This window comes from Rhodococcus sp. IEGM 1302, from assembly GCF_030056935.1.
In the GTDB taxonomy this organism is placed as follows: domain Bacteria; phylum Actinomycetota; class Actinomycetes; order Mycobacteriales; family Mycobacteriaceae; genus Rhodococcus_F; species Rhodococcus_F qingshengii.
In genome coordinates, this window is the sequence record NZ_JASHKY010000001.1 from 339,218 (window position 1) to 353,214 (window position 13,997).

Here is a 13,997-nt window from a genome sequence, read left to right on the forward strand (position 1 = left end):
GGCTTGAACGCTCGGTGTCGATTCACGTCGGTTGGCTTACGCTGGTCCGCCCGTTTTCGATGTGTCCGACGAGCACGCGCTTGAATTCAGGATCTTCGTCGACCGTCACGGCGGCCTGATACCAGCCGTCCACCGAACGCACCGTCCACTGAGAGTGTGCACCGGCAGCGAGTTTGCGTCGGTTTCCGTCCACATTGACCGTCAGTGCACGACTTCCGGAATTGGTCGCCGTCAGTACAAGCGTGCGCGTCCCTGCGTCGACAGTTGTCGAGACGTCGAGCGAGGCTGCCGCACTGTCTGTAGCTCCGCTGAACTCGCGCCTGAAACCGTTGGGACCCAACAGGGTCAGGCTGTAGACGCGATCACTGAGCGCAACGGTGTCATCGACCTCACCCAGGAGGTCGTAATGCCGTGGCTCGTCGAACTCACCTGCGTACGGGTACATGGCCAGGTGCGTTGATGCGGCACCGGTATTGACCAGATGGACCGCCAACGAGCCGGTTTCCGGGTTCACCGTCGTGTAGGCGTCGGGTTGATAGGGAAGTGCCCGTGCTGGTCTAGTGCCGTTCTCCTGCAGAGGCATTCTCTGTTCGGTGGGCGGGGTCGGTGTCCACCGCGGTTCCAGCGCCGGAGTGGGTTGCGGGCGCGCCAAAGTCGGTCGACTACGCGGGTTGGCGAAGTCGAACGCCGACGTCAGGTCGCCACTCACCGTGCGTCGCCACGGGTCGATTTCCGGTTGCGTGATTCCGAACCGCGTCTCCAGGAACTGCGTGACGGACGTGTGGTCGAACACTTGTGAACAAACGAAACCGCCAACAGTCCACGGCGAGATGATCGTCATAGGCACCCGCGGGCCGAGACCGAGCGGCTGATTACCGACCCATTCGGCTTCGACCGAGCGCGGCGGTCGAGGTGGCGGTACATGGTCGAAGTACCCGTCGTTCTCGTCGAAGTTGACGATCACGGCCGTCTTCGCCCACAGATCCGGATCGGACGCGATGGCGTCGAGTACTTGATAGAGCAGTGTTGCGCTCGCCGCAGGTGACGAACCCGATGGATGCTCCGAATCCACCTCGGACGGAACGAGATAACTGACTTGCGGCAGTCGGCCCGACTCGACGTCCTTCCTGAACTCGGCGGCCAGTGTGCCGGGCCGGGATCGGTACAGCGCGCGATCGTAGAGTTGGCGATCAGCAGGCGACAGTTGGTCTGCGGCATTCGCGAGGGCCAGTACCGCTGCGTCCTGGACCGGCGCCGGCATCGACGGCAGGGCGAGATAGAACCCGGCCAAGGTCTGGATTTCGTAGGGGAGCAGGCTTGGCCGACCAAGCAGCCCTGCCGCCACTTTCTTGAAGGCAGTGAAGTATTCGAGGTTGTTGTCTCCGAAGTTGTCCCACTCCTGGTAGGTCTTCCAGGAAATGCCGGCGGACTGCAACCGCTCGGGAACCGTCGTCCATCCGTAGCCGGCGTGCCAGGGGTTGTAGGCCGCATTGGTTACAGCTCTTCCCTCGGGGCCGGGCGGATCCGAAGGCAGGACCGACTCGGTCGGATTAGGCGAAAGTGGCTCGTATCCGGTGTATCCAGAGACCCAATAGTTCCGGTTGGGGCTCGTCGATGTCGGTACGGAGCAGTGGTAGGCGTCGCAGATCGTGAACGCGTCCGCCAGTTCGTAATGGAACGGGATGTCTTGCCGGTCGTAGTACGCCATTGTCGTACTGGTTTTTGCCGCGATCCAACCGTCGTGCCAGCCGTCGGCGAGTGCGGCATGTCCGCCCGCCCAGCTGTGGTCGAGTCCGGTCACGTTCTGGGTGTCCATGCGTTGTGCCGCAGCGGAATCGCGGATGGGGAAGGGGAGCACAGGACCGGTAGGACCGGGTTGTTCGAAGACGCTGTTGCCGCTGCGTAGACGCAACGCATTCGGATCACCGAAGCCGCGAACACCCCTCAGCGCGCCGTAGTAGTGGTCGAAAGATCGGTTCTCCTGCATGACGAGGACTACATGCTCGATCGAATCGAGCCCGCCGGAGTTTGCGGGTGTCGCCAGTACACGTTGAAGCGACGGCGGCAGAAGGGAAGTAGCGGCGACTGCAGTTGCACCGACCCCGGCGGCGAGAAACGACCGTCGAGAAAGAGAATTCCTGGACACTTGTGCTCCATCGATAAATCAATCAGTTCTATGACCACGGCCGCAACAGGCTGCTGCCGCTGCTCCGAATCGGTGCAGCGGCAACAGCGTCGAGAAGAATTCGATCAGGAACCGAAGAGACCGCCCAGTGAACCGAGGCTGCCCGAACCGCCGTTCCCGCCGTCGTCAGGCGCAGCAGAAACCTTGACGACGGATTCGTCCGACGCGGACTGTGTGAATCCACTTCGCCCGGCGTATGCCGCCTTGATCCGATGATCGCCCGTCGATGCGAAAGTGTGCGTCAGTCGCGCCACTCCATCGACTCCGACGACAACGGGCTGTCCGATGGGTTGGTCGCCGTCGTAGAACTGAACCGAGCCCCCGCCGGGGTTGGGGGTGACAGTCGCGGACAGTTCTGCCGCGACATTCTGCTTGGTCGTCGCGGGAGCTGCCAGTGAGGTCGAGGTGGTGACATCGGACGGTGCGGGATCAGACACGGTGACCGTTTGAGCGGATGCCATCGACGGCATGAATCCTGTTGCGCCGGAGTAGTAGGCCGAGACGGCATGAGATCCAGCCGAGGTGAAGGCATGTTCCAGAGTGGCTTTGCCGTCAGCGCCCACCGGGATCGGAGCGCCGATATCTGCAGCGCCGTCCTTGAACTGGAGAGTGCCACCGGCGGGTGTCGGCGTGACCTGCGCCCTCAGCGACACCGATATGCCCGTCTTCGCATCGGTAGGAACGTTCACGGCAGTGTCGGTCTGCTTGACGACAGGTGCGGCAGTCACCGTGACCATTGCCTCGGTCGAGTTGGAACTCTGGAATCCGTTGACGCCCTGGAACGTTGCGGAGACCCGCGCGGTTCCGGCGGTGAAGAAGGTATGCGGTAGCCGGGCAGTGCCGTCGGCACCGGGCGTGACCGGTGTACCGACGTCGGCGCCGTCCACCCTGAACTGCACGTTTCCGTTGACCGGAGCCGGATCCACCTTTGCGACAAGCTCGGTCGGTGTGCTGGCTTGGATCGAGCCGGGCATCTGGATCGTGGTGGTTGTCGGTTGGCTGACGTAGATGGTGGTCAGGGCCTGCCCACCGGCGTTGAGGCCGGAGTTCCTGTTGTCCCGCGGGGAGCAGTTGTAGCGCTCCCAGTAGTTGACTGTGAAGACATCCTTTTCGCGCTGGACGAATGTGAGCGCATTTCGGTCGTCGTCGTAGTTGGCGGAACCGGGATCGGAAACCCTCAGCGAAGGCTTGATCTCGGTACCGGCCGCACCAGCTTTGACCGTGACGTCGACTGCGGGGAGTCGGAACTTGGTGTTGGCACCGACGATGATGCCGTCACTCGATCGAACTGCGGAGGACGGACCGTTTCCGGTGGTCCGATTCGATCCGGAGATACGCAGGTGCGTACCGGATGCCGATGGATTACCGCCGTCGTCGATCCGTGTGACTGTCGGAGTGGCACTGTCGGATCCGAGGCCGTACGCACTGTCCGCCACAAGCTGGGAACTCACGAATTCGACGCCGGACGGGATGTCGAAGTCGTACTTGATCCGGGCCCAATGTACGACTCCACGGCTGGCATGACCGCCGCTGTTTGCCTTCATCTCGTTCGGCTGCACGCGGTAGGTGACGGTCTCACCTGGTGCCGCGGTGGTCGGCGCGGTGATGGTGACTCCCGAGCCGAGTGTCTCGTTGAACGTGATCGGGCTTGCCACACCGTCCATCTCGCGCACATGGCATGCAGTTGTGAAGGCCACGCTCTTGGTCTCGGGGGCAGCCGAGGCGATCCCGCCGCCGACGATGGAGAACAAGCCGCCGGCCAGTACCGAGACGGTTGCAATCGCAGAGCCGCGTAGGAGTTTCGAGTTCATCGTCGAATCCTGGTTTCTGTTCACAGTTTTCACGACCCGAATCCGGGGGTACCAAGGCTGCCGAGGCTACCGGTGCCAGGCTCGGGCTCGGACGGTTCGACGACGTTGATCGTCACGGCGCCCGACATCGACTCCATGAAACCGGCCGATCCCGTGTAGTACGCCGTGATGTTGTGGTCGCCCGCTGTTGTCATCGTGCGGTTGGCCTTCGCGACGCCGTTGACGACGGCCACCGGAGCGCCGAGGTCGACCCCTCCGTCACGGAACTGCACTGTTCCTCCCGACGGCCACGGAGTGACCGTTGCCGTCAGTTCCACGGAGTCACCGACGACGGCCTTACCGGGTGCGTCGATTCGCGTCTGTGTCTGAGCGAGGCTGGAGTCGACGTTGATCACGGCGAGCGGCCGGCCGCCGGCGTTCAATCCGGCCGAACGATTGTCGCGTGGTGAGCAATTGGTGGTCAGCCAGTATTTGACGCCGCCGAGCAGGGTCTCCTGCTGCAGGAAGGTCAGGTAGTTGGCGGCACTGTCGTAGGAACCCGAGTTGGAGTCGGACACGCGCAGCATGGGCTTGATCTGGGTGCCGACAGCCCCTGACGTGACGGTGACGTCGACTGCCGGGAGCTGGAACGTCTTTCCTCCACCGACCTCGATTCCGCCGCCGCCGTTGTCGTCGGTGTTGGGTCCGTTGCCCGCCGTGATGTTGTTGCCGGAGATACGAAGATGCGTCCCATTCGGATCGGGTGAACCGGCATCGTTCACCCGCGTGATCGTCGGGGCGACCCCACCCAGATTCGAGCTGGTGCCGGCCACGATCTGCGCCCCCACGTAGGAGGTGCCTGCAGGGATGTCGAAATCGAACTTGAGACGCGTCCAGTTCACGACGGACCTGAGGTCGTAACCGTCCTTGGGGACCGTCATCGGCTTGGGCGCGAGGCGGTATGTGAAGGTGGAGTTCGGCGGGACCACGGCCGGCGCACTGATCGTGACGCCGGAATCACGCGTCTCGTTGTGCGTGATCGGTCCGGGGAACTGCCACCCGTGGCACGATGCCGTGAACGGAAGGTCCACATCAGCGGCGGACGAGACTCCGGTTCCGCCGATCACGAGGGCAACGCATCCGGTCAACGACGCGGCCACCCCCACTCCTCGGCGCATCAACGTCGACACCATTCACATTCTCCTTGAGTAGCGCTCGACAAGATCGAGCTCTCGGCTTGAAGCCGGGTCCGGGAACCGGCCTCGAGCTGACAGAGAATCGAATACGTCTCGTCGTTTGCTCACCACCAGCTCAAACCCTGGAGAGGAGTAGAACACAGAGCGAGCCGCAAAATATGCGATTCGGACAAATTGTTGGACAAACGTCCAACCGGTGAAATTTCTCCACTTCTCCGACCGCTCTGCACTGCTTTAACGTGGCGTGAAGTGGGCCCGGTAAACGGTCAGGCGATCGCGCGGCGCATCAGGTCTGCCGTCTCCTTGTTGAATGCGACCAGTGTGACCGTCTCGACCTCGGTCTTCGCCGCGCGAATCGCTGAAACGGCCTGTCGGACGGCATCTTCCTTCGGCCAGCCGTAGACCCCTGCCGAGATCAACGGAAAGGCGACGGTACGGGCGCCGATCGAGTCGGCCACGGCGAGGCTGCGGGTGTACGCCGACCGAAGCAGACCGGAACGGTCCTCGGAGCGCGAATACCTCGGGCCGACGGTGTGAATCACGGCCTTGGCGTGCAGCTTTCCGGCGGTGGTGGCTACGGCCGCACCCACCGGCAGGCCGTCGGGAAGGCTGGTGTTGCGCAATACCTCGCAAGCCTTCAGGATCTCCGGTCCCCCGGCACGGTGGATCGCGCCGTCGACACCGCCGCCGCCGAGGAGCCTGGAGTTGGCCGCATTGACGATGGCGTCGACGGTCAGCGTCGTGATGTCACCTTCGACGACTGTAATAGCGGGCATGGATCCTCCTGTGTATCCGACGGCTGTGTGTCCGACGGACGCGTTTCCGACTGCCGTGTTCCAGAGTTCACGCTTCGGGCGAGCCCACGGCATAGCCGAGCGTACGTCGTAGGGATCACGTCCGATCAACATCGAGTATCGCGCTGCAACCGACGGCGTGCGACTGTGCGCCTGAACGCAATGGAGGAGTACGCGCTTTCCCTCGGCCCGCAACGCCTGGACGGTGCGCGCTGCGTCGTCGAGAACGAACTCGAGGTTGGCGTTGGAATCGTGACCGTCGTCGACCAACCAGAACTCGACGTGATCAGGGGCGACCTGTCGTGTTCCCATGCGGCACAGGCTGACCACGGCGTCGTAGTCTGCAGTGGACACCGCATCGACGCCGCCGAGCATGACGCCGTCGTCGTGCGGGTGCGTCGTCAGGTGGTGGGTTCCGCGAAACCTCGAGTAGTCGAGTTCTGCCGTCGACGGCCATCCGGTCTTGTCGTCGGTACCGCCGCGAGCAGTCTTTATTGCCAGGCGAATCAGATCGGAGGAACGGTATCCCGGCCAGCCATGCATGATTCGGCGCCAACGGGCGGGAACCGCCGACGCTCCCCAGCGGGCGCCGAGGAGGCCACCCGCGATGGCCGCCGTCGTGTCGGTGTCCCCGCCGGCTCTTACTGCTGCTTCCAATGCGTACTGGAGGTGGCGAGCATCGCCATTGTCCGTGGAAGTGATTGCCCACCAAGCAGTCTGAAGTGCATGCACCACCCAACCGTTCTTGGAGAAGTCCTGCGGGTTCCCGGTTTCGGCCTGATCGAGCAGCGGGCCCCAGTATTCGGCGACGTCCTGATCGGCAACGGAGAGGAAGCCGCGAACACCGTCGAAGTTGCCGGAGACAACGGCATGGCGGATGGCATGGGTCCACAACTCGCACGCCTGTCCGGCACGCGGGTCGTCGTGCGTGAGTGAACTGATCCGGTGCGCTGCCGACCTGGCACCTTCTGCATCGTCCAAGTAGGAGAGGGCGACGGGAGCAGTCCGCATGAGCGAGCCGTTGCCGGCTTTGCGGCCGCTGATCGCCCGCGCACGATCCGCCATCGCCGCTGCGCTTTCGGAGCGGACGGACAACACTGCTCGCGTCTGGTTGCCGATGTCCGCGGGCTTCGAGTCGTACCACCGGATGAACTGTGCTGCAATGGCATCGAGACCGTCAGCGCTTCCGATGTCGATTCCGGTAGCGGCCACCTCGGCGATCGCAACTGCCATCGAGGCGTCGTCGGTCCATTCTCCCGGCGCCCAGTCGAACGGGCCGCCACCGATCATGTCGATCGTGACCTCGGCCTTCGGGTAGGTGAATTCGTAGCCGGCGCCGAGCGCGTCTCCTGCTGCGGTGCCGAGCAGAACGCCGGCCGCTCGATCGGACTGCTGTGCGGTGAGTTTCATAGCCACCTCTTCGGTTCGCGATGATCGTTTGATCAACTTTGCGCTAACCATAGATCATGTTTGAGATAACATGCAAGGGTGAATAAATGGACAGACACGAGCGGCAAGGGATTGACGGACTATCCGCGTCCGTCTGTGGCAGTGGACGTCGCGGTGCTGACGTACAGCGGTGGATCTCTGAAAGTTCTGGTGGTTCGGCACCGTCTCGGTGCGCTGGCGCTACCGGGAACATTTCTGCACGAACGCGAATTGCTCACGGCCGCAGCCGATCGTGCCCTGTCGGTCAAGGCAGAGTTGGCCCAGACGAGCTTCCACCAGTTGGCGATCTTCGACCGACCGGACCGCGACGACCGTGGATGGGTTTTGTCGGTCGCACACACGGCTTGCCTACCGGAATCGGCACTGCCCGATTCGGCGCTTCTCGTCGATGTGTACGACGACGAGGCAGTGAGCGGACTCGCATTCGATCACGCCGACATGGTGCGACTCGCGGTCACGGACCTACGCACGAGGTATGCGTCGTACGTGGATCCGGACGGATTGTCGGGCGGGACGTTCACCGTCGCCGAACTTCGGGGACTGTACGAGGTGATCTTCGATCGTCCGTTCCAGAAGGACAGCTTCCGCCGGCAGGTGTTCGACGCGCTCGAAAGTACCGGCGAGATGAGCAGACCAGGTAACGGCCGACCCGCCGAGGCGTACCGGAGGCGGGGTGACGGCGCACTGACTGCGCAGGCAATGGCATTTTTGACCGGATGAAGTGAAACGAATTCTTGCAGTTCTGCTGACCTGACGCGCTGAGCTGGGTAATGTCCGATTGATGGGTGCAGTTTCGAATGAAGCCGAGTCCAAGATTCCGACTGTCGTGTGGGGTACCGGCAACGTCGGGCGTGCATCGATTCGCGCTGTGACAGCCAATCCGGCCCTCGAACTTGTCGGCGTCATCGTTGCGAACCCCGAGAAGGTCGGGCGAGACGCCGGTGACCTCGCCGATCTGGGAGTGCACCTGGGCGTCGCGGCTACCGACGACGCCGATGCCGTGCTCGCAGCGTCTCCCGGCGCGGTGGTCTACGCGGCGTCCGGCGACATTCGGCCCGACGACGCGGTTGCCGACATCACGCGGGCACTGGCCGCCGGAGCTGTGGTGGTCACGCCGTCCGTATATGCGCTGTACGACCCGAAATCTGCGCCTCCCGAACTTCGTGATCCCGTCGAAGCTGCTGCCAAGGCGGGCGGCGGCGCTCTGTTCGTCTCCGGTATCGACCCAGGCTGGGGCAACGACATCCTGCCGATTCTCGTCAGCGGGCTCGCGGGGACAATCGACCAGATCCGGTGTCAGGAAATCTTCGACTACACGACCTACGAACAGCCGGATTCTGTCCGCTACCTGATCGGGATGGGTCAGCCGATGGACTACGAACCTCCCATGGTCGCGCCGACCGTACCCACCATGGTCTGGGGCGGGCAGATTCGGCTCATCGCCCGGGCACTCGGGGTGGAACTCGACGAGATCCGCGAGACCTTGCTGCGCCGCCCGCTCGAGGAAACCGTGTCGACCGAACATATGGGGGAGTTCGCGGCCGGCACCCAAGGCGCACTGCGATTCGAGGTTCAGGGAATCGTCGGCGGGGAACCACTGATCGTGATCGAACACGTCACGCGTATTCATCCGTCCTGTGCCCGCGACTGGCCGCTCCCGCCCGACGGCGGCGACGGCGCGCACAAGGTGATCGTCGAAGGACGACCACGAATCGAGATCAACGTCGAAGCCACCGATGAAGGTGGAAATCGCGCGGCCGGTGGAAATGCCACGGCCGTAGGACGTCTCGTCAACGCAATTCCCTGGCTACGTCAGGCTGAACCCGGTCTCTACGACGCGCTGGACGTTCCGCTCACACCCGGCGTCGGCAAGCTCGGTGCCCGAAACTCGGAGGTACTCACATGAATATCGACATACCCGAAGGCAAGAATCCGATCGGCTACGTGTGGGGAGAGATGGTCCCCGGCATCGGACCCGCGGCCGCCGGGTTCTCCCAAAAGGTCTACACGGACGGCACTCTCGGACTCCGCGAGTTCGAGGCGGCCAGGCTTCGGATCGCTCAGATCAACGGGTGCATCTTCTGTCAGGACTGGCGCACCGAGCGTGACGGCGAGACTGTGGAGTCGACGTTCGATCAGTCTGTCACCGACTGGCGCACCACCGATGCCTTCGACGACAGGACGCGCCTCGCTGCCGAATACGCCGAGAGATACGCCCTCGACCACCACGGACTCGACGACGAGTTCTGGGAACGCATGACCGCTCACTATTCCCAGCGAGAAATCGTCGAGTTGAGCATGTGCCTCGGATCGTGGTTGGCCTTCGGCCGGCTCAACCACGTCCTCGGCCTCGATACTCAATGTGTGTTGCCCGGTAACTGAACTAGTTGCCCAGCGTCGTCAGATCCGGGTAGTTCGAGACCTCCCAGCCGCCGTCGACGACCAGACTGGTTCCGGTGATGTACGAGGCGTCGTCGCTGGCGAGATAGAGGCAGGGGCCCGCGATCTCGTCGGGAGTTGCCGCTCGGGACATGGGGATTCGGCTGAGAAACATGTCGCGGGCGGGTTCGTAGTTCATGACCGGCGCGACCAGTGGCGTGTCGACCAGGCCGGGTAGAACGGCATTGACCCGGATCCCCGACGCAGCCAGTTCGATCGCGGCATTCTTGCTGAACATCTCGACTCCGGCTTTGCCTGTCGCGTATGCGCTCCCGTAGGGGCTCGGCACGTGCGCGTTCAATGAGGACACGTTGACTATCGCACCACCGCGACCGTGCTCTCGGATATGCCGCGCTTCATGTTTGGTGCAGAGGAAGACGCCCTTCTGCACCAGGTCGATGGTGAAGTCCCAGTCGGCCTCGTCGAGGTCGACGATCTGCCCCACCCTCGACGCACCGGCAACGTTGAAAGCCAGATCGATACCGCCGAATTCCGCCGCCGCCGCGGCAAGGGCCTCGGCAACATCGGATTCCTTGGTGACGTCAGTGGGAACGGCGAGGAAGGCCCCGCCGTGCTGGGAGGCTATCTCTTTCAAACCCTCTGCAGCGATGTCGATTCCAGCTACCTGTGCGCCTTCGTCGATAAGCCTTAGTGCGATGGCTGCACCGATACCTGATGCTGCTCCAGTGACGACTGCTGTTTTCCCGGCAAATCTGGACGTGTTAATGGGCACCTGCTTTCAAGAACTTTCCGGTTCGGCGGTTGCCGAGAACGGGTGCTGCTTCTCCGTCGCCGAAGACGTACTCGCCGCCGACGAACACTGCGGTGACGGTCTGGTCGTTGCGATTGACCATGCGGGAGAGGTTGTCGTACTCCACAACCGGGCTTTCCGCGTACGCGTCGAGCGAATCGTCGAGATGAGCGGGATCGATCACAACCAGGTCGGCGCGATCACCTAATCGAAGGTGCCCGGCATCGATGTCGTACCACTCGGCGAGTTCACCGGTGAGACGATGCACCGCTGCCTCGACGGTCATGAACGGACGGCCGACCTTTTGGGCATCGTAGACACGTCGTAGTAGGCGTAAGCCGAAGTTGTAGAACGCCATGTTGCGCAAATGCGCTCCGGCGTCGGAGAACCCGAGTTGGACGCCATTTTCCTGGGCGAACTTGTCCAAAACCTCCGGCCGGTGGTTCGAGATGGTTGTGCGCCAACGCACTTTCGTGCCGTGTTCGAGGACCAGATCCAGGAATGCATCGACAGGGTGGAGGCCGCCACGTTCGACGCCGACCTGCCCGAAGCTCTTGCCGACCAGGGATTCGTCGGGGCAGGAGACGATCTCGGCGTCGAAGAAATCGCGATGCCAAACTTTGACACCGAACTTCTGGTCGTAGTCCTTGCGGAATTGTCGACGGTAATCCTCGCTCTGCATGAGGACGTTGCGTTCCATCTCGTCGGTCAGATGCAGTGCTGCAGCGCCAGATCCGAACTCCTCGAAGACAACCAGGTCGATGCCGTCGGCATATACCTCGAAGGGAACTGGCAGGTGCTGCCAGCGCAGGTCGCCGCCGAGTCGATTGACCAAGTGTGCCAGTGGGCCGAGTATCACCACGGCCAACTTGTTGGACTTGATGTCGGCCGCCGAAAGCATGCTCGTCTTGAGTCGCTTACGCCAGATACCCGCGCTGGAGAACGCCATCGCTCCGGTACTCATCGGGTTGGAGAGGTCAGGTCCGGCCTGAAATACCCGTCCCCGACGGCGCAGGATCGCATTGAGTCGGCGTCGTTCTTTCGTGGTTGCATACGTCGACGGCAGCGTGCGTGAGCGGCAGGTCTCGCCGTCGAGTTTGTCGAACAACAATTGCTGACTGGACATCCCGACGAATCCTGCGTCGAGAGCTTCGGTCAACTGTGCTTCCATCGACGCGAGTTCGGCGTCTGTGGGATGGACATCCTTCCTGGTAGCACGATCCAGTCCCATCTCGGCGGCCCGCATATCGGAGTGTCCGATGAAGGCTGCAACATTGGGACCTAGCGGAAGCGCCTCTAGTGCAGCAACATACTCGCTCGCAGAGTTCCAGGTCTTGGCACGGTTGAGTGCGTCGACGACGTGCTTACGCGGAATTGCCTCTACTCTGCCGAAGAGATCACCCGCGTCGGAGGGGCTGGCGTGAATGGTGGACAGGGAACACGATCCGACAAAGATCGACGTGACCCCGTGTCTGAGAGATTCGCTCAGCGCCGGGCCTTCGAGGATCTCGACGTCGTAGTGAGTGTGGATGTCCACGATGCCCGGGATCACCCACTTGCGCCTGGCGTCGATGACACGGGGACAGTCGGTTTCGTCGAGTGGATCGAGGGAGATGGCAGTAACCAACCCATCGCGGATACCCAGATTGCGGACAGCTGGTTTGGCCCCGGTGCCGTCGAACCACAGACCGTTGTTGATCACGGCGTCGTAGGTCATGAGAGAACCACCTTTGCACGTATCGTTTTTCCGGTTGCATTGCGGGGCAGAGGAGTTGTGCTCAGTTTCCACTTCACCGGCACCTTGAAGTAAGCCAGTCGCTCGGCGACGTAGTCGCGTAGTTCTTCTTCGCCGGCGGCTCCCTCACTCCGCAAAACGACGACGGCTGCAACTTCTTGGCCGAGGTCTGCCGAATCAATGCCGATCACAGCGCATTCGAGTACGGCGGGATGCTCGTCGATGGTCTGCTCGATTTCGAGAGGGTAGACGTTCTCGCCGCCGCGCAGGATCAGGTCGGATCGGCGACCCGTCAGGCGGAGTCGGCCGTCCTCGAATACTCCGAAGTCGCCGGTTCGGAGCCATCGATCAGGACCGATAGCGGCTGCAGTCGCGGTCTCGTCGTTCCAGTACCCCAACATCACATAGGCGCTGCGCGCGCAGATCTCACCTTCCTCGCCGTCGGGGACTGCAACACCGAAGGGGTCGCGCACCTCCACGCTCACCCCGATGATCGGCCGGCCGAGAGTTCCGGGGAACGCGGCAAGTTCCGGTGGTGTGGCAACTGAAATGCCGGTGGAGGATTCGGTGAGCCCGTAGCTGTCGACCAAGGTGTGCTGCGCAAAAGGCAGTCGTGCGCGCAGTCGGTCCTGCAAGGCCGGAGATGACGGCGCAGACGCGAGCGCAAAGGCGCTCAGTGAGGTCAGGTCGTACTTCTCGAGACTGCCGTACTCGAGGAGACGGGTTGCCATGGTGGGGACCACCGCCCAGTTGGTGACCTTCTCGCGTTCGACGAGGGAAAGGACTTCGTCGACGTCGAAGGCGCCCTGATGGATGACCACCGCTCCGCCCGTCGCGAGTCGTGGGATCGCCAGGTTATGCAGGCTTGCAATGTGAAACAGCGGCGCGGTCAGCAGATACCGCAAGTCACTCGGTCGGCCGTCGCTGGGTTTGCCGGCGAACGCCGCAGCGAGGCGATCGCTGTAGCGGTGGTAGTCGATGACGGCCAACACGTTTCGGTGACTGTGAACAGCCCCCTTGGGGCGGCCGCTGGTTCCGCTCGTGTACAGGATGACGGCCGGATCGTCCTCGTTGACGGAAGTACGGGGCAGTGTCGATCCCGAATACTTCTCCATCAAGGTAGGTAGATCTTCTTCCATCGTGAGTACGGGAACATCGGTGTTCAGTTCGGAAAGAATCTGCGCGCGTTTGGCGTCGGCGATCACCGCTGTGGGGGTGGTGTGATCGATGCCGTACGCCACCTCGTGGGCCACCCACCACGAGTTGAATCCGACGGCGATGGCACCGAGGGACTGAGCCGCCCAGAAGGTCATCACCCATTCCGGCGTATTGGCAGCAAGTATGCCGACCCGATCACCCTTGCGGACGCCGTACCGCTCGCGCAGCGCCGTCGCCAATGCTGCTACGGCCTCGCCGTGCTCGAGGTAGCTGAAGCGTCGGTCCTTGGTCACCAGATAGTCGCGTGATCCGAAGTCGAAGGATGCAGCGAGCACGTCGCCGAGTGCCTTGTCACGGTTCTTCATGACGGGCATCGAACTGCCCAGTACATCCTCGACCTGCATCTCGAAAGGACCACCGGGGCCGGTCAGCCCGGCCATGACGGACGCGATGAATGCTTGTGTATCAGCGGAAGTAGTCACGTGAAGTGCCTTTCGAAG

The 13,997-nt window shown here is 62.7% G+C and carries 10 protein-coding genes and 1 pseudogene; 3 read left to right on the top strand and 8 right to left on the bottom strand.

The features are described from left to right. Positions 1-22 precede the first annotated feature (22 nt). The 5 genes and pseudogenes from QM609_RS01615 to QM609_RS01635 form a co-directional block, all read right to left on the bottom strand. Positions 23-2,146: a phosphocholine-specific phospholipase C gene (locus tag QM609_RS01615; RefSeq protein WP_050654989.1), complete on the bottom strand. Its 2,124-nt coding sequence runs from the start codon at positions 2,144-2,146 to the stop codon at positions 23-25. Positions 2,147-2,250: 104 nt separating this feature from the next. Then, positions 2,251-3,996, bottom strand: coding sequence for an Ig-like domain-containing protein (locus QM609_RS01620; protein WP_218959820.1), 1,746 nt, complete (start codon positions 3,994-3,996; stop codon positions 2,251-2,253). A gap of 29 nt (positions 3,997-4,025) precedes the next feature. Next, entirely contained in the window at positions 4,026-5,168 is a 1,143-nt protein-coding gene (locus QM609_RS01625) for an Ig-like domain-containing protein (protein ID WP_042451633.1), read from the bottom strand. A 269-nt stretch (positions 5,169-5,437) separates the two neighbouring features. Then, a complete protein-coding gene (locus QM609_RS01630) occupies positions 5,438-5,947 on the bottom strand; it encodes an O-acetyl-ADP-ribose deacetylase (RefSeq protein WP_042922970.1) in 510 nt (169 codons plus the stop codon). 546 nt (positions 5,948-6,493) lie between these two features. Continuing rightward, positions 6,494-7,426, bottom strand: a pseudogene (locus tag QM609_RS01635) (ADP-ribosylglycohydrolase family protein); the annotation flags it as partial. A gap of 27 nt (positions 7,427-7,453) precedes the next feature. Here QM609_RS01635 and QM609_RS01640 point away from each other — a divergent pair. From QM609_RS01640 to QM609_RS01650, 3 genes are all read left to right on the top strand, one after another. Next, on the top strand, positions 7,454-8,134 hold the full coding sequence (locus QM609_RS01640; RefSeq protein ID WP_050654991.1) for an NUDIX hydrolase: 681 nt from the start codon (positions 7,454-7,456) through the stop codon (positions 8,132-8,134). A 61-nt stretch (positions 8,135-8,195) separates the two neighbouring features. Continuing rightward, positions 8,196-9,320: an NAD(P)H-dependent amine dehydrogenase family protein gene (locus QM609_RS01645; RefSeq protein WP_030536189.1), complete on the top strand. Its 1,125-nt coding sequence runs from the start codon at positions 8,196-8,198 to the stop codon at positions 9,318-9,320. Continuing rightward, the gene (locus QM609_RS01650; protein WP_003943220.1) at positions 9,317-9,796 is read left to right on the top strand and encodes a carboxymuconolactone decarboxylase family protein; all 480 of its coding nucleotides are present in this window, start codon (positions 9,317-9,319) and stop codon (positions 9,794-9,796) included. The genes QM609_RS01645 and QM609_RS01650 overlap by 4 nt, the downstream gene beginning before the upstream one ends. A gap of 1 nt (position 9,797) precedes the next feature. Here the strand turns inward: QM609_RS01650 and QM609_RS01655 are convergent, their stop codons facing one another. From QM609_RS01655 to casG, 3 genes are read right to left on the bottom strand one after another with little or no spacing between them, the layout of a single operon-like run. Then, positions 9,798-10,586 carry an SDR family NAD(P)-dependent oxidoreductase gene (locus QM609_RS01655; protein WP_030536188.1) on the bottom strand — a complete coding sequence of 263 codons (789 nt, stop codon included), beginning with the start codon at positions 10,584-10,586 and terminating at the stop codon, positions 9,798-9,800. Further along, positions 10,576-12,321: an N-acyl-D-amino-acid deacylase family protein gene (locus tag QM609_RS01660; RefSeq protein ID WP_050654992.1), complete on the bottom strand. Its 1,746-nt coding sequence runs from the start codon at positions 12,319-12,321 to the stop codon at positions 10,576-10,578. Before QM609_RS01660 ends, QM609_RS01655 begins: the two co-directional genes overlap by 11 nt. Then, on the bottom strand, positions 12,318-13,979 hold the full coding sequence (gene casG, locus QM609_RS01665; RefSeq protein ID WP_283336935.1) for a steroid-24-oyl-CoA synthetase: 1,662 nt from the start codon (positions 13,977-13,979) through the stop codon (positions 12,318-12,320). Before casG ends, QM609_RS01660 begins: the two co-directional genes overlap by 4 nt. Positions 13,980-13,997: the final 18 nt, after the last annotated feature.

Coding starts and splice junctions, on each gene's coding strand:
- QM609_RS01620 (WP_218959820.1), bottom strand. CDS start 3,996: ATGAACTCGAAACTCCTACGCGGCTCTGCGATTGCAACCGTCTCGGTA.
- QM609_RS01650 (WP_003943220.1), top strand. CDS start 9,317: ATGAATATCGACATACCCGAAGGCAAGAATCCGATCGGCTACGTGTGG.
- QM609_RS01630 (WP_042922970.1), bottom strand. CDS start 5,947: ATGCCCGCTATTACAGTCGTCGAAGGTGACATCACGACGCTGACCGTC.
- QM609_RS01645 (WP_030536189.1), top strand. CDS start 8,196: ATGGGTGCAGTTTCGAATGAAGCCGAGTCCAAGATTCCGACTGTCGTG.
- QM609_RS01660 (WP_050654992.1), bottom strand. CDS start 12,321: ATGACCTACGACGCCGTGATCAACAACGGTCTGTGGTTCGACGGCACC.
- QM609_RS01625 (WP_042451633.1), bottom strand. CDS start 5,168: ATGGTGTCGACGTTGATGCGCCGAGGAGTGGGGGTGGCCGCGTCGTTG.